A 17749-nucleotide genomic window follows, 5' to 3' on the forward strand; every position below is an offset into this window, starting at 1 on the left:
CAGCGGCCCCTCTCAACGCGTGATCGGCCCCGCGCCCGGCAGCGGATTGCCGAGCGCGTCGGTCGGCACGGCCTGCTGCTCGAACGCCGCGAAATACGCGGCCCACTGCGACGCGCTCACGCGCACGATCAGTGCGCCGTCCTGCCACACGTCGTTGTGGTCGTTATGGTCGTCGCCCGCGCGATGCAGATAGTTCGAGCCCGTCGAGCCCTGGTTCATGTGCGTGTCATGAATGCCGTTGCCTTCCTTATAGGTACGGCCGAACACGACGACGTCGAGGCCCTGTGACTGCGCGGCGTTCACGAGCCGCAGCAGCGACGGAATCGGCTCCGGATTCTCGGTGCCGTCCATCACCGCACTCGCGCGCCACGCACCCGTCTCGTTCAGGATGTCGCTGCGCAGGTAGTCCAGTGCCGGCAGCGCGGCCTGCCCCGTGAGGTCGGTGTAGCCTTCGGCCGCGGCCGCGAGCGTCTCGGTGACGGGATGGTGGAAATCGTAGACGAGCTTGTAGTTCAACAGGTCGTCCGCATCGCTGGTGCCGACGTTGATCGCGACATCCCAGTCGCCCGACGGCAGCGCCAGCGTCAGGTGGATGTGATACTGGATCTCGCTGCCGTGCGGCGAGCCCTTCAGCTTCGCCACCGATGTCACCTTCGCCTTCACGAAACCGTAGTCCAGACTCATGCGTGCTCTCCGTGTTCGGATGGACCGTCGATGCTACGCGGCCCGTGTGTCGGTTTGCGGGCGACCGGCTGCGGGCGACCGGCTGCGCTCCATCATGCCCGCGCCGCATGCGCACCGCACCCGTCGAATGGAGTCGCGTCCGCGCACACAGTTCGGCACGAATCGCACAACACGAAAAAAAGGCTGTCACGGCATCCCGTGACAGCCTTTCGACAGCCCTGGCACAACGCACGCGGCATCTGCCGCCGCGCGTCACCGGACCTGCGCCTTCTCTCGCTTACTCGCCCAGATACGCGGCCCGCACCTTCGGATCGTCGAGCATCTGCTTCGCGTCGCCTTCCATCGTGACCGTGCCCGAATCCATCACGTAGCCGCGGTCGGCCGCCTGCAGCGCGAGGCGCGCGTTCTGCTCGACGAGCAGCACCGTGATGCCCTCCTTCGAGATCTCGCGCACCACTTCGAAGATCTTCTCGACCATGATCGGCGACAGACCCATCGACGGCTCGTCGAGCAGCAGCAGCTTCGGCTTGCTCAGGATCGCGCGCGACATCGCCAGCATCTGCTGCTCGCCGCCCGACAGCGTGCCCGCAAGCTGCGACGCACGCTCCTTCAGCCGCGGGAAGAAGCCGAACATCCGGTCGACGTCCTTCTTGATCTGCTCGGTGTCGTTGCGCAGGTACGCGCCCATCTGCATGTTCTCGATGATCGACATCCGCGCGAAGATCCCGCGGCCTTCCGGCACCATCGCGAGGCCGCGCTTGAGCAGCTCGTGCGGCGGAATGCCCTTGATCGACTTGCCGTCGTACTCGATGTCGCCCGCCGAGTACGGCTTGAGACCCGTGATCGCCTTCATCGTCGTGGTCTTGCCCGCGCCGTTCGCGCCGATCAGCGTCACGAGCTCGCCCTGACGGACTTCCATGTCAACGCCCTTGACGGCCTGGATGCCGCCGTAGTTGACCTGCAAGCCCTTGATTTTCAACATTGCCGCTGCCATCAGTGCACCCCTGCGCCGAGATATGCCTCAATCACCTTCGGATTCTTCTGCACGTCCTGCGGCAGACCCTCGGCGATCACCTTGCCGTAATCGAGCACCGTCATCCGGTTGCACAGCCCCATCACGAGCTTCACGTCGTGCTCGATCAGCAGGATCGTGCGGCCGTCCGAGCGGATCTTGTCGAGCAGGCGCGTGAGTTCGACCTTCTCGGTCGCGTTCATCCCGGCCGCCGGCTCGTCGAGCGCGAGCAGCTTCGGATCGGTGGCCAGCGCGCGCGCGATCTCGAGACGGCGCTGGTGGCCGTACGACAGGTTGCGCGACGTGTAGTCCGCGTACTGCAGCACGCCGACGTATTCGAGCAGCTCGATCGCGCGTTCCTTGATCTCGCGCTCTTCCTGGCGCTCGGCCGGCGTCTGGAACACCGCGCCGAGCAGCCCGTGCTTGGTGCGCACGTGGCGGCCCACCATCACGTTCTCGAGCGCCGTCATCCCGCCGAACAGGCGGATGTTCTGGAACGTGCGCGCGATGCCGGCCTTGGCCACCTGGTGCACGGCCGTCGGCGTGTAGTTCTGGCCGTCCAGCTTGAAGTCGCCGGAATCCGGCGTGTAGAGGCCCGTGATCACGTTGAAGAACGTGGTCTTGCCGGCGCCGTTCGGGCCGATCAGGCCGTAGATCTCGCCTTCCTTGATCTGCAGGCCGACGTCTGACAGTGCCTGCAGGCCGCCGAAGCGTTTGTTCACGCCCTGCACGGACAGTCGGATTTGCTTGTCGCTCATGTGTATATCCCCTGTGTCCGTCGATTAAGCGCGCACCGGCTTCTTGCTGTTGCGCTTCGCCAGTTTCGCGATCTTGTCCTCGTGCTTCGGCGCGGGCCACAGGCCTTCCGAGCGGTACAGCATGATGACGACCATCGCGAGGCCGTACAGCGCCTGACGGATCACTTCCGTATCGACGATGTCGTGGCCGAACAACGCATGCTGCAGCGGGCTCATCGTCGAGCGCAGGAATTCCGGGAAGATCGCGAGCAGCACCGCACCCAGGATCACGCCCGGGATGTGGCCCATGCCGCCGAGCACCACGCAGGCGAGCACCACGATCGATTCCCAGAACGTGAACGATTCCGGCGACACGAAGCCCTGGAACGAGCCGAACATCGCGCCCGACAGGCCGCCGAACGACGCGCCCATCGCGAACGCGAGCAGCTTCACGTTACGGGTGTTGATGCCCATCGCCTTCGCCGCGATCTCGTCTTCGCGGATCGCTGCCCACGCACGGCCGATACGCGAGTGCTGCAGGCGCGTACAGACCCAGATCACCAGCAGCGAGCACAGCACGAACAGGTAGTAGTACATGTAGACCGACGGCAGCTGCAGGCCGAACAGCGAGTGCGTCTGCGACAGGTTGAAGCCGCCGACATGCACCGGATCGATGCCCGTGATCCCCTTCGGGCCGTTGGTGATGTTCACCGGACGGTCGAGGTTGTTCATGAAGATCCGGACGATTTCACCGAAGCCGAGCGTCACGATCGCCAGGTAGTCGCCGCGCAGGCGCAGCGTCGGCGCGCCGAGCAGGATCCCGAAGGTCGCCGCCAGCGCCATCGCGATCGGCACGATGATCAGGAACGGCACGTGCAGGCCGTTCGGCGCGAGCGCCGCGATCCACTCGAACTGCGAGGTCAGGTGCGGCGAACTCAGCAATGCCGCCGTGTATGCGCCCACCGCGTAGAACGCGATGTAGCCGAGGTCGAGCAGGCCGGCGAAGCCGACCACCACGTTCAGGCCCAGCGCGAGCATCACGTACAGCATCGCGAAGTCGAGCACGCGGACCCAGTAGTTGCCGCCGGCCGAGCCGATCACGATCGGCGCCGCGATCACGAGGACGGCGGTCAGCAGGCCGATGACGATGGTCTTGGCGGTGTTGCGCTCTTCGACGAGCGACGTCGAGGATTCGATCGGTTGAATGGATGTCATGTTGTTTGCTCCCTTCCGTTACGCGCGATCCGCGACCCGTTCGCCCAGCAGGCCCGACGGACGGAACACCAGCACGATGATCAGCACGACGAAGGCGAACACGTCCTGGTAGTTGCTGCCGAATACGCCGCCCGTGAGGTTGCCGATGTAGCCGGCCCCGAGCTGCTCGATCAGGCCGAGCAGCACGCCGCCGACCATCGCGCCGCCGAGGTTGCCGATCCCGCCGAGCACCGCGGCGGTGAACGCCTTCATGCCGGGAATGAAACCCATGTAGAAGTGCACGTTGCCGTATTCGGAGGCGATCATCACGCCGGCCAGCGCGGCGAGCGCGGAGCCGATCATGAACGTCGCGGAGATCACGAAGTTCGGGTTCACGCCCATCAGGCTGGCCGTATTCGGGCTTTCGGCGATCGCGCGCATCGCGCGGCCGAGCTTGGTCTTGTGCACGAGCAGCAGCAGGCCGCCCATCACGATGAACGCGACCGCGATGATCACGATTTCAGTCACGGAGATCACGGCGCCCGGCGTCGTGTCGGTGGCCTTGATCACGTTGATCGGATCGGTCGGCAGCAATTGCGGGAACGGCAGCGGGTTGCGCGACCAGATGATCATCGCCGCCGTCTGCAGCAGGATCGACACGCCGATCGCGGTGATCAGCGGCGCGAGGCGCGGCGCGCGGCGCAGCGGCCGGTACGCGACGCGCTCGATCGTGAAGCCGACGAACGCGCAGACGACCGCGGCGATGCCCAGGCCGATCGTCAGCGTCGCGACGTTGCCGAGTCCGGGAAAATGGTTCTGCAGCACGGTGATGGCCGACAGCGCGACCATCGCGCCGATCATCAGCACGTCGCCGTGCGCGAAGTTGATGATGCCGAGAATGCCGTACACCATCGTGTAGCCCAACGCGATGATGGCGTAGACACTGCCGAGCACCAGCCCGTTGAGAACCTGCTGGACGAAAATATCCATTTAAAGCTCCTTGGCCCGTGCTGCCGGAGGACGTTGCGCCCCGCGGGTAAGCGAGGAATCGCGCCTTCTCGGCGACACTGCGGGTACTAGTCGATACCGGTAAGGGTGGATCGTCCCGGCGCGCGCCGCCCGGCCTGTACGGCCGGACCTGCCGCCGGGGCGGATACAAAAACGGCACCGCACTGTTCCGGTGCCGTCATGAGTCCCGTCGCTAAATCGTCACGACGTCGAGGACGGTGTTCGTGGCCTCCTTGAAGTCGTGGGGCAGCATGCCGAGACGGCCTTCGTCCGGTTTCCCGGCATCCGTGCCTTGGCCCGTCCGGCGCGACGCAAGCGCCGCCCCCGGACGGATCGGATTCCGCGCCGCGCCGCCCGTCAGGACATGGCGGCCGCCGCACCCGACATTCGTCAGGACTGCGTCGGAATCCATCGTACGAACCAGACCGCGCGCCATGACCGGATCGGTCGTGGCGGCACGCTGTTTCATCGAATTGAAATGAAGGGGGGCCGGTGACATCTGCGCGCTGCCCGCGGCGGCGCGAGCGGCCGGCATCCGTCGAGCGGCGCGACCGGTCACCGTCGCGCCGCGACCGGCGGCTTGCCGCGACACGACCGGCATGCCCGCTGCCGGAGCGTTCGTCACGCCAAGCGCGTTGATTTCGTCAATCGTCAAACGTGCCCCGTATTCCTTGTCGTTACCCAATTGCGCGATACGGCACGGCGATGGCGCCGCACGACCGGGTCCGGCGACGCACGCGCCGCTGGCCGGCGGCGCCGCGAACGCCGCAGCCTTCCTGCCCGCCCTGTCGCCGCTCTTTTTGCTGCATCCGGCAAGCATTGCAACCGGTGCGGCGGCGGACTCGGCGTAAGCCAACTTCACATGCATCGAATGGTCTCCCGCGCCTTGCCAAAACCCGATTTCAAAGCCATTCCGGCTTGAAAACGGGCGCATTGTAACTCCATTTATAGGACGCCAATAATCCTGATTCGATGGGGTTTTCCTGCATTGCAACCAATTTTGAGAGACGGCTGGAAACATCGGGAGCAACCGGGTTGCACCATGCTTGCGAATATTGGTTGCGATTATGATTTCGAGGCACCAAAAAAAAGCGCGCCGGGAGGCGCGCTTCGGTGTTCCGCGGGTGCAATGCGGCAATCAGGCGGCAGGCGGCAGGTTCAACCCGCGCGGCAGCGGAAACGACACGTTTTCCTCGATGCCGTCGAGCGCGCGGACATTGCGCACGCCGAGCTCGCGCAGCCGCGCGATCACGGCCTGGGCGAGCACTTCCGGCGCCGACGCGCCGGCCGTCACGCCGATACGGCGCTTGCCGGCGACCCATGCCGGATCGATCTGGTCGGGCGCATCGACCATGTACGCGGCCACGCCGCGCTTCTCGGCCACTTCGCGCAGGCGGCTCGAATTCGAGCTGTTGGGGCTCCCGACGACGATCACGACGTCGCACTGCGGCGCCATGAACTTCACCGCGTCCTGGCGGTTCTGCGTCGCATAGCAGATGTCCTGCTTCTTCGGCTCGCGGATCTTCGGATACTTCGCCTTCAGCGCGCCGATGATCTCCGCGGCGTCGTCGACGGACAGCGTCGTCTGCGTGACGAGCGCGATGCGCTCGGGATCGGCGAGTTCGAGCTTCTGCACGTCCTCGACGCTCTCGACGAGATGCATGCCGCGCTCGACCTGCCCCATCGTGCCTTCGACTTCCGGGTGGCCCTTGTGCCCGATCATGACGATGTCGACGCCATCCTGGCGCATCTTCGCCACTTCGACGTGCACCTTCGTGACGAGCGGGCAGGTTGCGTCGTAAATGCGCAGCCCGCGCACGTCGGCCTCGTCGCGCACGGCCTTCGACACGCCGTGCGCACTGAAGATCACGGTGTTGCCGGCCGGCACTTCCTCGAGTTCCTCGACGAAGATCGCGCCTTTCTTCTTCAGATCCTCGACCACGTACTTGTTGTGGACGATTTCGTGACGGACGTAGATCGGCGCACCGTGCATCGCGATCGCACGCTCGACGATCTCGATCGCGCGGTCGACACCCGCGCAGAACCCGCGCGGCTGGGCCAGCAGGATTTCGGCATCGGCGGCAACGGTTTGCCCGGACAGCGTATCGGTGTTGCTCATGATTACAGGATTCCGATGATTTTCACTTCGAACGTGAGCGCCTGGCCCGCGAGCGGATGATTGAAGTCGAACAGCGCCGAGGTCTCGCCGACCTCCTTCAGCACCCCTGCGTACCGGCCGCCGTCCGGTGCGTTGAACTCGATCAGTTCGCCCGGCGTGAAATCGTCGCCGACCATCCCGTTCTCGCGCAACGTCGACAGCGTCACGCGCTGGAGCATGTCGGGATTGCGGGGACCGAACCCCTGTTCCGGGGCTAGCTGAAAAGTCGAGTGGTCGCCCACCCGGAGCCCGAGCAGAATCTGTTCGAGCGAGGGCGCCAGTTGCCCCGCGCCCAGCAGCAGCGTGGCCGGCTTGTCGGAGAAGGTGTTGACGATGTCGGCGCCGTCGGCCAGTGCCAGCCGGTAATGCAACGTGACGTGGGAACCGGGCTTCACTTCGGATAGATCGATGAGGCTCATGAATTACTCGTTCAGTCGGCGCCCGATACGGCCGAATGGCCCGGCGCAAAGTCAATATTGTAAGTCACCTGAGCGAGCAAGGCGGAAAGTGCGACGACGTCGCGCACACCACCCTGCCGCCAATGGAGTTCCAAGCATGCTGTCACCCTGCCTCGCCCTGCCGCCGGCCGAATGCCGGGACAATGCCGATGCACCGGCCGATCCGCCCGGCCGCGTCATCCCGATTCGCCGGCGCAAGCGCCGCCCGGCCGACTGGCGGCCCGAGCGACCGCGCGAGCGCTTGCTGGAGCGCGGGCCGGCCGCGCTGACCGACGACGAACTGATCGCGCTGCTGCTCGGCACGGGCAAGCCCGGGCACGATGTCTTCATCACCGCCCGCGCACTGGTCGATCGGTTCAGGACGTTGCGCGGGCTGCTCGAAGCGAGCACCGACGATTTCGAGGCGCACCCCGGCATCGGCCCCGCGCGTGCCGCGCGGCTGGCCGCGATCATCGAGATCGCCCGGCGCGTGCTGAACGAGAAGGCGCAGGTGCGCACGCCGATCGATTCGCCCCGCGCCGTCGAGGATTGCCTGCGGCTGAGGATCGGCACGTGTCCGCACGAGGTGTTCGTCGCGGTGTACCTCGACGCGCGCAACGGCCTGATCGACATGGAGGAAATCACGCGCGGCTCGCTCACGCGGATGGCCGTCTATCCGCGCGAGATCGTGCGACGCGCGATGGTGCACAACGCCGCGTCGCTGATCGTCGCGCACAACCATCCGTCGGGCGCCGTACAGCCCAGCGCGGAAGACCGTCGCCTCACCCGCGTGCTGAAAGATGCGCTCGAACTCGTCGACGTGCGGCTGCTCGACCACATCGTCGTCGGCACCGGCGACACTTTTTCGTTCGCACGCGCCGGTTGGCTGTAGACTGTGCCGCGGCAGCCCGCCCCGGGCGCCGCAACGACGAAGCGAAATTAGGTTTGATTTTTCTGAACTTTTTCTGCTAGAATCGTCGTCTGTCTTTTTTCCAACCAGTTCTAGCCATCGAAGGGCCTTGTCTGTAAGGGCTACGGCGTTCTGAGTGCAGCCATGGATCACGTGGCGGTGCGATGGAACCTTCACCGGCGATCGAACCCCGAATTTAGCGTATTAGGAGTGCTCTCATGGCACGCGTATGCCAAGTAACTGGGAAAGCGCCGATGAGCGGCAACAACGTTTCCCACGCCAACAACAAGACGAAGCGCCGCTTCCTGCCGAACCTGCAAAACCGCCGGTTCTGGGTAGAGAGCGAAAACCGCTGGGTGCGCCTGCGCGTTTCGAACGCCGGCCTGCGCCTGATCGACAAGAACGGCATCGATTCCGTGCTCGCTGACCTGCGCGCACGCGGCGAAGCCTAAGCCCAAGGAGCACAATCATGGCAAAAGGCGCACGCGACAAGATCAAGCTCGAGTCCACCGCTGGTACGGGTCACTTCTACACGACCACGAAGAACAAGCGCAACATGCCGGAAAAGATGGCGATCAAGAAGTTCGATCCCGTCGTCCGCAAGCATGTGGAATACAAAGAAACCAAGATCAAGTAATCTCCGGTTTCTGCCAGCCTGACGGCGACCGAAAAGCCCCGCTCCTGCGGGGCTTTTTGTTTTGCGCGCACGCTCCGGCCCGACGCGGTATGCTCTTCCCTTTCCGCGGCCACGGCTGCCGGAACGCACAAGATCAAAAGCGTAAACGATGGAGATGCAGCATGAAATTCGACGTGGCGATCGTCGGCAGCGGCCTGGCAGGGCTGTCGGTCGCACTCAACCTGGCCAGCACGCGACGTGTCGCGCTGATCGCGAAACGTTCGATGATGGAGGGGGCAAGCGATAACGCGCAAGGCGGTATCGCGGCGGTCCTCGACTCGGCGGACAGTATCGAGAACCACGTCGACGACACGCTGGTCGCCGGTGGCGGGCTGTGCGACGAAGGCGCGACGCGCTACATCGTCGAGCACGGCCGCGAAGCGATCGAATGGCTGATCTCGCAAGGCGTGCCGTTCACGAAGGACGACGCGGCCGAACTCGGTTTTCACCTGACGCGCGAAGGCGGCCACAGCCACCGCCGGATCATCCATGCGGCCGACGCGACCGGCCATGCGGTGCTCGCGACGCTATCCGAGCGCGCGCGCCAGCATCCGAACATCACGTTCTTCGAGAACCACCACGCGATCGACCTGATCACGTCGGACCGGCTCGGCCTGCCCGGCCGCCGCTGTCACGGCCTGTATGCGCTCGACGTCGACAACGACCGCACGATCACGATCGAGGCGCCGCACACCGTGCTCGCCACGGGCGGTGCCGGCAAGGTCTACCTGTACACGACGAACCCCGACACCGCGACCGGCGACGGCATCGCGATGGCGTGGCGCGCGGGCTGCCGCGTGTCGAACATGGAATTCATCCAGTTTCACCCGACCTGCCTGTTCCATCCGTATGCGAAGTCGTTCCTGATTTCGGAAGCCGTGCGCGGCGAAGGCGGCCTGCTGAAACTGCCCGACGGCACGCGCTTCATGCCCGCGCACGACCCGCGCGCCGAGCTCGCGCCGCGCGACATCGTCGCACGCGCGATCGACTTCGAGATCAAGAAGCGCGGGATCGACTGCGTGTATCTCGACATCAGCCATCAGCCGGAAGCGTTCCTGCGCGAACACTTCCCGACGATCCACGCGCGCTGCCTCGAATTCGGCATCGACATCGCGAAACAGCCGATTCCCGTCGTGCCGGCCGCGCACTACACGTGCGGCGGCGTCGTCACCGATCTCGCCGGACGCACCGATCTCGCGGGCCTGTATGCGGTCGGCGAGACGTCGTGCACCGGGTTGCACGGCGCGAACCGGCTCGCGAGCAACTCGCTGCTCGAATGTCTGGTGATCGGCCGTGCGGCCGCCGAAGCAATCGAGGCGGCCGGCTTCGACACCGACACGCCGGCGACGCTGCCCGCATGGGACGAAAGCCGCGTGTCGGATGCCGACGAGGAAGTCGTCGTTGCGCACAACTGGGACGAACTGCGCCGCCTGATGTGGAACTACGTCGGCATCGTGCGCACCGACAAGCGCCTCGAACGCGCCAAGCACCGGCTGTCGCTGCTGCGCGACGAAATCCACGAGTACTACGCGAACTTCCGCGTGACGCGCGACCTGCTGGAACTGCGCAACCTCGTCGATGTGGCGACGCTGATCGTGAAGAGTGCGCAATCGCGCCGCGAAAGCCGCGGGCTGCACTACAGCCGCGACTGGCCGCATACGCTGCCGAAGGCATTGCCGAGCGTGCTCACGCCGCGCGCGCGCCGCTGAGCGTATGCCCTTCCCGGCTACGGCCGGGAGCGCCCAGGAAAAAAGCCGCTGGCGTTTGCGCGCCGGCGGCTTTTTTGTCTGACCCGACGACGTTCGGTCAGTCGACGATCCGCATCGAATAGTCGGTCGCGCGCACGTCCTTCGTCAGTGCGCCGATCGAGATGCGATCGACGCCCGTTTCCGCGAACGCACGCACCGTCTCGAAATTGACGCCGCCCGAGACCTCGAGCACGGCCTTGCCGGCCGCGACACGCACGGCTTCACGCATCATGTCGAGCGTGAAGTTGTCGAGCAGCACCGACTGCGCACGATGCGCGAGCGCCGTGTCAAGTTGCGCGAGCGTCTCGACCTCGATCTGCACGGGTACGCCCGACTCCAGCGCAAATGCCGCATCGAGCGCCTCGCCGACCCCGCCTGCCGCCGCGATGTGGTTCTCCTTGATCAGGATGCCGTCGTACAGCGCGAGGCGCTGGTTCTCGCCGCCGCCGACGCGCACCGCATACTTCTGCGCAAGCCGCAGGCCCGGCAGCGTCTTGCGCGTATCGAGGATCTTCGCGCGCGTGCCTTCGATGCGATCGACGTAGCGGCGCGTCGCGGTCGCGACGCCCGACAGCAGCTGCAGGAAATTCAGCCCGTTGCGCTCGGCCGTCAGCAGCGCGCGCGCCGGCCCGTCGAGTTCGCAGACGGTCGAATCGGGCGTCATGCGGTCGCCTTCGCGATAGCGCCATTGCACGGTGATCGACGGATCGATCCGGGCGATCACCGCCTCGAACCACGGCACGCCGCACAGCACGGCTTCCTCACGCACGATGATCCGCGCCCGGCGGCGCCCGCCGGCCGGCACGAGCCGCCCGGTCTGGTCGCCGGTGCCGACGTCTTCCGCGATCGCGTCGGCCACGTTGCGCGCGATCGCGTCGTCGAATGCCGCGCCGTATTGCTCACGAACGCTGTCGAACAGCGGAGATACGGCGTCGCTCATGCGGCCCCCACGTTCGCAAACAGCCCCTGGTCGCGCTGCAGGTCACCGCTCGCCTGCACGCGCTTCTTGTGCGCGGCCGCGAACTCGAGCATCCGGTCGATCGGCAAACGCGCACGCTCGCCGATCGCGGGATCGACGAAGATCTCGTTGTGGCCGCGTTCGAGCACGTCCGCAAGGTTCGCGAGGCCGTTCATCGCCATCCACGGACAATGCGCGCAGCTCTTGCAGGTCGCGCTGTTGCCGGCCGTCGGCGCGGCGATGAAGGTCTTGCCGGGCGCGGCGAGCTGCATCTTGTGCAGGATGCCGAGATCGGTCGCGACGATGAAGTGCGTCGCGTCGAACTTGACCGCCGCATCGATCAGTTGCGTGGTCGAGCCGACGACATCGGCCTGCGCGACGACGTTTTCCGGCGACTCGGGATGGACGAGCACCTTCGCGTCCGGATATTCGGCGCGCAGCAGGTCGAGCTCGATACCCTTGAACTCGTCGTGGACGAGGCACGAGCCTTGCCACAGCAGCATGTCCGCGCCGGTTTTCTTCTGGATATAGCTGCCGAGATGGCGGTCCGGCGCCCAGATGATCTTCTCGCCGCGCGCGTGCAGGTCGGCCACGATTTCGAGGCCGATCGACGACGTGACCATCCAGTCCGCGCGCGCCTTCACGGCCGCGCTGGTGTTCGCGTAGACGACGACGGTGCGGTCCGGATGCGCATCGCAGAACGCCGAGAATTCGTCGACCGGACAGCCGAGGTCGAGCGAACAGGTCGCGTCGAGATCGGGCATCAGGATCCGTTTGTTCGGGCTCAGGATCTTCGCGGTTTCGCCCATGAAGCGCACGCCGGCGACGACCAGCGTCTGCGCGTCGTGATCGCGGCCGAAGCGGGCCATTTCGAGCGAATCGGCAACGCAGCCGCCCGTTTCGTCGGCCAGCTCCTGCAGCTCGGCATCCACGTAGTAGTGGGCGACCAGCACGGCCTTTTCACGGGCGAGCAGCGTCTTGATGCGCGCCTTCAATGCAGCGCGCTCCTCGGCGGACGGCGCGTCGGGCACCTTGGCCCATGCCTGCCCCACGCCGCACACGGTCCCTGCCGCGACGGGCCGGTCGTACTCGACGGGTTTGATCGTCGATTGCATCTCCATATCTCCTGTCGATCCGAGTGAACGCTTTGGCGCTCACTCGGATCCCATGCTTCGCGGTCGGCCGGAGTGAGGGGCTCGGCGCCTGCTCCGCTCCCCTGCTCGCCCGGGGCCCCCGCTCGCCACCGCCCCAAGCTTCATACCAATCCGCCCTGCCGAACGCCCATCAAAACCGGCGGCCCAAATGAAAAAACCCCGCCAACGCGGGGTTTGTGACGTCCTGAGATTCTAATCGATTTCGAATCAGGCGTAGCGACGCAGGCGCGTCGCGAATTCCTGCAGCGCCTTGATGCCGCTTTGTTCCGCGCGATGGCACCAATCCTGCAATTGCGCGAGGAGCTGTTCGCGCGACGCGGTCGAACGATCCCAGATCGCGGCCAGGTCCTGGCGCAGCTGGAAGTACGTATGCAGCTTCTGGCTGTTCGCGAAGATTTCCGGCAACAGCTTCTTCTGCGGCTCGTCGAGGCCGTCGGCGTCCTTGTGGAACCACTTGCGCGCACCGCGCATCAGCTGGTACTTCTCGCTCGAGCCGAGTTCCTTCAGGTGCGCGAGCTCCTGGCGGTACGCACGCTTCACGGCCTTGCCGTAGCGCGCCATCACTTCGTAGCGGTTCGACAGCACGGCCTGCAGCGTTTCCTGGTCGAGCACCGTCTTCGGCTTGTTCAGGCGCGGCGTGGGCGCAACCTTCTTCACCTTCGCGAGACCGAACGCCGACATGATGCGGATGTACATCCAGCCGATGTCGAACTCGTACCACTTGTTCGACAGCTTCGCCGACGTCGCGAACGTGTGGTGGTTGTTGTGCAGTTCTTCACCGCCGATCACGATGCCCCACGGGAACAGGTTCGTGCTCGCGTCGGCCGAGTTGAAGTTGCGATAGCCCCAGAAGTGACCGAAGCCGTTGACGACGCCAGCCGCCCAGAACGGGATCCAGACCATCTGCACGGCCCACACGGTCAGGCCGATCACGCCGAACAGCGCGACGTCGATCACCATCATCAGGCTGATGCCGAGAATCGGGTACTTCGAATAGACATTGCGCTCGACCCAGTCGTTCGGCGTGCCGTGGCTGAACTTGCGCATCGTCTCTTCGTTCTTCGCTTCCGCGCGATACAGTTCCGCGCCCTCGAGGAACACCTTCCAGATCCCGCGCGTCTGCGGGCTGTGCGGATCTTCCTCGGTCTCGCACTTCGCATGGTGCTTGCGGTGAATCGCGGCCCACTGGCCCGTCAGCATGCCGGTCGTCATCCACAGCCACAGCCGGAAGAAGTGGCTCGCGATCGGATGCAGTTCCAGCGCACGATGCGCCTGGCAGCGGTGCAGATAGACCGTCACGCCGATGATCGTGACGTGCGTGACGGCGAGCGCGAACAGCGCGACCTGCCACCACGAAAAACGCAGGAGCCCGTGGGAAAGAAAATCGAGCAGGGAATTCAACAAGGCAGTTACCTGTGATGAGAGCGACGCCGGCTCGCGCAGGCGTCAGAAAAATGAAAGCATACCGCGTATAGACTTGGATTCTACTTCAACCGTTCCAAGTCTTTGTAAAAAATGAATATTTTCTTGCCCTGGCGCAACCGGAGCAGTCCACGGGCGGACTTGGACGGGCGTGCGATCCGGTTCCGGCCGCGGGGTCAAAGCATTTGACGGCCGGCGCGCGCTATGCAGCCGGTGCGCGCCCGTTCGCCGCGCCGTTCGCGGCCGCCGGATCGAGCCCGGCCGTCGTACCGGCGGCGGGAAAACCGTCCGGCAATCCGACCACGCGCACCTCGCGCTGCGGAAACGGAATCGAGATCCCGTGCTCGCTGAACAACCGCCAGATGTTGCGGTTCACGCTCGAACGCACGCCCGACGTGCCTTTCGCGGAATCCTCGATCCAGAAACCAAGCTCCAGGTCGATCCCGTCCGCACCGAAACTCACCAGATACGGCGTCGGCGCGGGCTCCGCCAGCACGCGCGGCACGTCCTTCGCCGCGTCGGCGAGCAGCGCGAGCGCGTGCTCGACGTCGCTCGTGTACGCGACCTGCACCGCGACCTTCGCATAACCGCGCGTCAGGTAAGACGACTGGTTCTGCACGACGTCGGTGATCAGCTTCTCGTTCGGGATCAGTGTCTCGTTACCGTCGAGGCCGCGCACGACCGTGTAGCGCGTGCGGATCTGCGTGACGACGCCCTGCAGCCCGCCGACGCTGATCGCGTCGCCGAGCCGCAGCGAGCGGTCGAGCAGGATGATGAAGCCCGACACGTAGTTGCTCGCGATCTTCTGCAGCCCGAAGCCGAGACCGACGCCCACCGCGCCGCCAAACACGCCGAGCACGGTCACGTCGATGCCGACCAGCGACAGCCCGATCAGGATCGCCGCGAACACGAGCAGCGCGCGGCCGACCCGCGACAGCACGACCTTCAGGTTCGCGTCGAGCGTGCTCGCGCGCGTGAGGCGATCCTCGAGCACCGAGCCGAGCCACATCGCGACCATCAGCGTGACGCACACCCACAGCGCGCCCGAGATCACCGACAGCAGCGTGAGATGCGCATTGGCGACGCGGAACTGCACGCTGTCGAGCCAGCCGAGCACGTCGCGCTGGATCCCGAGCACGGTCAGCACCATCGCGGCCCACACGACGGTCGACACCACCTTCTCGACGATCGACAGCCACGCATGCGTGTGGCCGTCGCGCGCGAACACGCGCCGCGCGAAGAAGAACAGCACGTAGATCAACCCGATGCCGAACAGCGGCACGAGCGCGAGCTGCAGCAGCGACGTCGACATGAACGGGTCGAACGCGAGTTGCGCGGCGCCGACGAAGACGCTGCCGAACAACGGGAACAACGCGCGCTTCAGGCTTTGCGCGCCCGCGCCGGGCGCACGTCCGGCCGCCCGGCGGCGCGCATCGATGCGGCCGTGCACGAAGCGCGCGGTCACCCACGCGAAGCACAGCGCGCCGACGAGAATCGCCGCCTGCCAGATCATCACCGGCTGGTGGAAGTCACGAATGACCGATTCCAGCCGGTGCGACAGCAGGCGGCTCTGCAGATTTTCCATCGTCCGTCCGGGCTGTCGTTACTGCGCGGCGCGCCGTTCGAGCACCGCGGCGAAGAAGCCGTCGGTCGCGTGACGATGCGGCCACAGCGACAGGTAGTCGCCCGTCTCCAGCTCGATGCGCTGGTCGGCCAGCACCTTCTGCGCCGGCACCAGCACGAACTCGGGATGATCGGCCAGGAACTGTTCGACGATGCGCTCGTTCTCGGCGTCGAGCACGCTGCAGGTCGCATAGACAAGCCGCCCGCCCTTCTTCACGAGACGCGCGGCGCTCGCGAGGATCGACGCCTGCTTCGGTGTCAGCTCGTCGATCGCCGTGCGCGACTGGCGCCACTTCAGGTCCGGATTGCGGCGCAGCGTGCCGAGGCCGCTGCACGGCGCGTCGACCAGCACGCGGTCGATCTTGCCGGCGAGCCGCTTGATCTTCGCGTCGTGCTCGCTGTCGATCAGCACCGGGTTCACGTTCGACAGCCCGCTGCGCGCGAGGCGCGGCTTCAGCTTCGCGAGGCGCTTCTCCGACACGTCGAACGCATAGAGCCGCCCGGTCGAGCGCATCATCGCGCCCAGCGCGAGCGTCTTGCCGCCCGCACCGGCGCAGAAGTCGACGACCATTTCGCCGCGGCGCGGCGCGACCAGCGAGCACAGCAGCTGGCTGCCTTCGTCCTGCACCTCGATCGCGCCTTCCTCGAACAGCTTCAGGCGCGTCAGCGCCGGCTTGCCGACCACCCGCACGCCGAACGGCGCGAACGGCGTCGCGCCCGCCTCGATGCCGCTCACGCGCAGCGCTTCGATCACCTGGTCGCGCGTCGCCTTCTGCGCGTTGGCACGCAGGTCGAGCGGCGCCGGGTAGTTCAGCGCGGCGGCAAGCTGCGCGAGCTCCTCGCCATCGAAACGGGCCGACAGCGCCTGATGGATCCAGTCGGGCAGGTTCGAGCGAATGCGCACCGGCAGGCTCGCCGGATCGATCTTCGACACGTGCTCGAGCCAGGCGGACTCGGTGTCGGACAGGAACGGCTTCAGCGCATTGCGGCCGACCGTCTGCATCAGGCCGAGCAGCGTCAGGCGCCGCGCCGGCGTACCCGTGCCGCTTTCGGCGAGGTGCGAAAACTCCATTTTCCGGCGCAGCACCGCGAACACGGCCTCGGCGATCACGCCGCGCTCGGCGTGCCCGAGCTTCGGGTGCGCGCGGAAGAACCGGCTCGTCGTCGCATCGGCGGGGCCGGCGAATTTCAGCACCTCGGCCAGCAAAGTCTCGGTCTGGCCAATCAGGAATCCGTGCAGCTTCATACGCCCTCGCTCGTTTCGGTATGCGGTTGATCCGCGAAAATCCAGCGCGCCTCTTCCGGCGCGACCACTGCACGGCCGTTCTCGAGGCGCAGACGCCCCTCGACGAACCAGCGCACCGCGCGCGGATACAGCACATGCTCGACGCTCAGCACGCGCCGCGCGAGCGCGGCCGCGTCGTCGCCGGCGCGCACGGGCACCGCGCCCTGCGCGACGATCGCGCCGCTGTCGAGCTCGGGAATGACGAAATGCACGCTCGCGCCATGCAGCGCGACGCCCGCGTCGAGCGCCTGCTGATGCGTATGGATACCCTTGAAGCTCGGCAGCAGCGACGGATGGATGTTCAGCAGCCGGCCTTCGTATCGTCTGACGAATGCGGGCGTGAGGATGCGCATGAAGCCGGCGAGAACGACGAGATCGGGGGCGAAACGGTCGATCTCGGCGGCGAGCGCCGCGTCAAAGCTGTCGCGGCCGTCGAACGACCGGTGGTCGACCACCGCCGTCGCCACCCCGTGCGACGCGGCAAAAGCCAGGCCGGCCGCATCGGGCCGGTTGGCGATCACGGCGGCAATCTCGGCCGGCCAGCGTTCCTGCGCGCATGCGCGGACGATGGCCTCCATGTTGCTGCCGCGACCGGAAATCAGGATCACGAGTTTTTTCATCCGCGAATTTTACCATTCGCCCCCGCGTTTCCCGCCTTCTCGGCCGCCGGCCCGTCCGAACGTTTATAATCTTCTGCTTTGCGGCATCCCACCGCCCATTCCCCGACCGCTGCATCCGCTATC

The 17749-nt window shown here is 65.9% G+C and carries 18 protein-coding genes; 4 read left to right on the forward strand and 14 right to left on the reverse strand.

Annotated elements, in window-relative coordinates:
- Positions 1 to 12: 12 nt before the first annotated feature.
- From WJ12_RS12550 to WJ12_RS12585, 8 genes are all read right to left on the reverse strand, one after another.
- Positions 13 to 684, reverse strand: coding sequence for a DUF2278 family protein (locus tag WJ12_RS12550; RefSeq protein ID WP_034186303.1), 672 nt, complete (start codon positions 682 to 684; stop codon positions 13 to 15).
- 277 nt (positions 685 to 961) lie between these two features.
- Positions 962 to 1678, reverse strand: a complete 717-nt coding sequence (locus tag WJ12_RS12555) for an ABC transporter ATP-binding protein (protein WP_034186304.1) — start codon at positions 1676 to 1678, stop codon at positions 962 to 964.
- The gene (locus WJ12_RS12560) at positions 1678 to 2454 is read right to left on the reverse strand and encodes an ABC transporter ATP-binding protein (protein ID WP_034178806.1); all 777 of its coding nucleotides are present in this window, start codon (positions 2452 to 2454) and stop codon (positions 1678 to 1680) included. Before WJ12_RS12560 ends, WJ12_RS12555 begins: the two co-directional genes overlap by 1 nt.
- A gap of 24 nt (positions 2455 to 2478) precedes the next feature.
- Complete coding sequence (locus tag WJ12_RS12565) at positions 2479 to 3648, reverse strand: ABC transporter permease subunit (protein ID WP_034186305.1); 1170 nt, start codon at positions 3646 to 3648, stop codon at positions 2479 to 2481.
- A gap of 18 nt (positions 3649 to 3666) precedes the next feature.
- Positions 3667 to 4617 (reverse strand): branched-chain amino acid ABC transporter permease, encoded by a 951-nt coding sequence (locus tag WJ12_RS12570; protein ID WP_006478051.1) that lies wholly within the window; start codon positions 4615 to 4617, stop codon positions 3667 to 3669.
- Between the two features lie 211 nt (positions 4618 to 4828).
- On the reverse strand, positions 4829 to 5569 hold the full coding sequence (locus WJ12_RS12575; protein WP_082744747.1) for an amino acid-binding protein: 741 nt from the start codon (positions 5567 to 5569) through the stop codon (positions 4829 to 4831).
- A 204-nt stretch (positions 5570 to 5773) separates the two neighbouring features.
- Positions 5774 to 6754: a 4-hydroxy-3-methylbut-2-enyl diphosphate reductase gene (ispH, locus tag WJ12_RS12580; RefSeq protein ID WP_034186307.1), complete on the reverse strand. Its 981-nt coding sequence runs from the start codon at positions 6752 to 6754 to the stop codon at positions 5774 to 5776.
- A 2-nt stretch (positions 6755 to 6756) separates the two neighbouring features.
- Positions 6757 to 7212, reverse strand: coding sequence for an FKBP-type peptidyl-prolyl cis-trans isomerase (locus WJ12_RS12585; protein WP_034186308.1), 456 nt, complete (start codon positions 7210 to 7212; stop codon positions 6757 to 6759).
- Positions 7213 to 7348: 136 nt separating this feature from the next.
- On the opposite strand from WJ12_RS12585, the gene radC reads away from it, so the two are divergent.
- The 4 genes from radC to nadB all read left to right on the forward strand — a co-directional run bounded on the left by radC (position 7349) and on the right by nadB (position 10525).
- The gene (radC, locus tag WJ12_RS12590) at positions 7349 to 8122 is read left to right on the forward strand and encodes a RadC family protein (protein ID WP_034186309.1); all 774 of its coding nucleotides are present in this window, start codon (positions 7349 to 7351) and stop codon (positions 8120 to 8122) included.
- Positions 8123 to 8358: 236 nt separating this feature from the next.
- Positions 8359 to 8592: a 50S ribosomal protein L28 gene (gene rpmB / locus WJ12_RS12595; RefSeq protein WP_004186391.1), complete on the forward strand. Its 234-nt coding sequence runs from the start codon at positions 8359 to 8361 to the stop codon at positions 8590 to 8592.
- 17 nt (positions 8593 to 8609) lie between these two features.
- Complete coding sequence (gene rpmG, locus WJ12_RS12600; protein WP_006478046.1) at positions 8610 to 8777, forward strand: 50S ribosomal protein L33; 168 nt, start codon at positions 8610 to 8612, stop codon at positions 8775 to 8777.
- Between the two features lie 161 nt (positions 8778 to 8938).
- The gene (gene nadB / locus WJ12_RS12605) at positions 8939 to 10525 is read left to right on the forward strand and encodes an L-aspartate oxidase (RefSeq protein ID WP_059560320.1); all 1587 of its coding nucleotides are present in this window, start codon (positions 8939 to 8941) and stop codon (positions 10523 to 10525) included.
- Positions 10526 to 10622: 97 nt separating this feature from the next.
- On the opposite strand, the gene nadC is transcribed toward nadB, so the two are convergent.
- The 6 genes from nadC to purN form a co-directional block, all read right to left on the reverse strand.
- On the reverse strand, positions 10623 to 11504 hold the full coding sequence (gene nadC / locus WJ12_RS12610) for a carboxylating nicotinate-nucleotide diphosphorylase (protein WP_034186311.1): 882 nt from the start codon (positions 11502 to 11504) through the stop codon (positions 10623 to 10625).
- Complete coding sequence (gene nadA / locus WJ12_RS12615; RefSeq protein ID WP_034186339.1) at positions 11501 to 12637, reverse strand: quinolinate synthase NadA; 1137 nt, start codon at positions 12635 to 12637, stop codon at positions 11501 to 11503. The genes nadC and nadA overlap by 4 nt, the downstream gene beginning before the upstream one ends.
- Before the next feature lie 246 nt (positions 12638 to 12883).
- The gene (locus tag WJ12_RS12620) at positions 12884 to 14080 is read right to left on the reverse strand and encodes a DesA family fatty acid desaturase (protein WP_034186312.1); all 1197 of its coding nucleotides are present in this window, start codon (positions 14078 to 14080) and stop codon (positions 12884 to 12886) included.
- A 220-nt stretch (positions 14081 to 14300) separates the two neighbouring features.
- Positions 14301 to 15683, reverse strand: a complete 1383-nt coding sequence (locus tag WJ12_RS12625) for a mechanosensitive ion channel family protein (protein ID WP_059560318.1) — start codon at positions 15681 to 15683, stop codon at positions 14301 to 14303.
- An 18-nt stretch (positions 15684 to 15701) separates the two neighbouring features.
- Positions 15702 to 16967 (reverse strand): RsmB/NOP family class I SAM-dependent RNA methyltransferase, encoded by a 1266-nt coding sequence (locus tag WJ12_RS12630; RefSeq protein WP_034186314.1) that lies wholly within the window; start codon positions 16965 to 16967, stop codon positions 15702 to 15704.
- A complete protein-coding gene (gene purN / locus WJ12_RS12635; RefSeq protein WP_034186315.1) occupies positions 16964 to 17626 on the reverse strand; it encodes a phosphoribosylglycinamide formyltransferase in 663 nt (220 codons plus the stop codon). Before purN ends, WJ12_RS12630 begins: the two co-directional genes overlap by 4 nt.
- Between the last annotated feature and the right edge of the window lie 123 nt (positions 17627 to 17749).

The organism is Burkholderia seminalis, from assembly GCF_001718535.1.
Classification (GTDB): Bacteria; Pseudomonadota; Gammaproteobacteria; order Burkholderiales; family Burkholderiaceae; genus Burkholderia; species Burkholderia seminalis.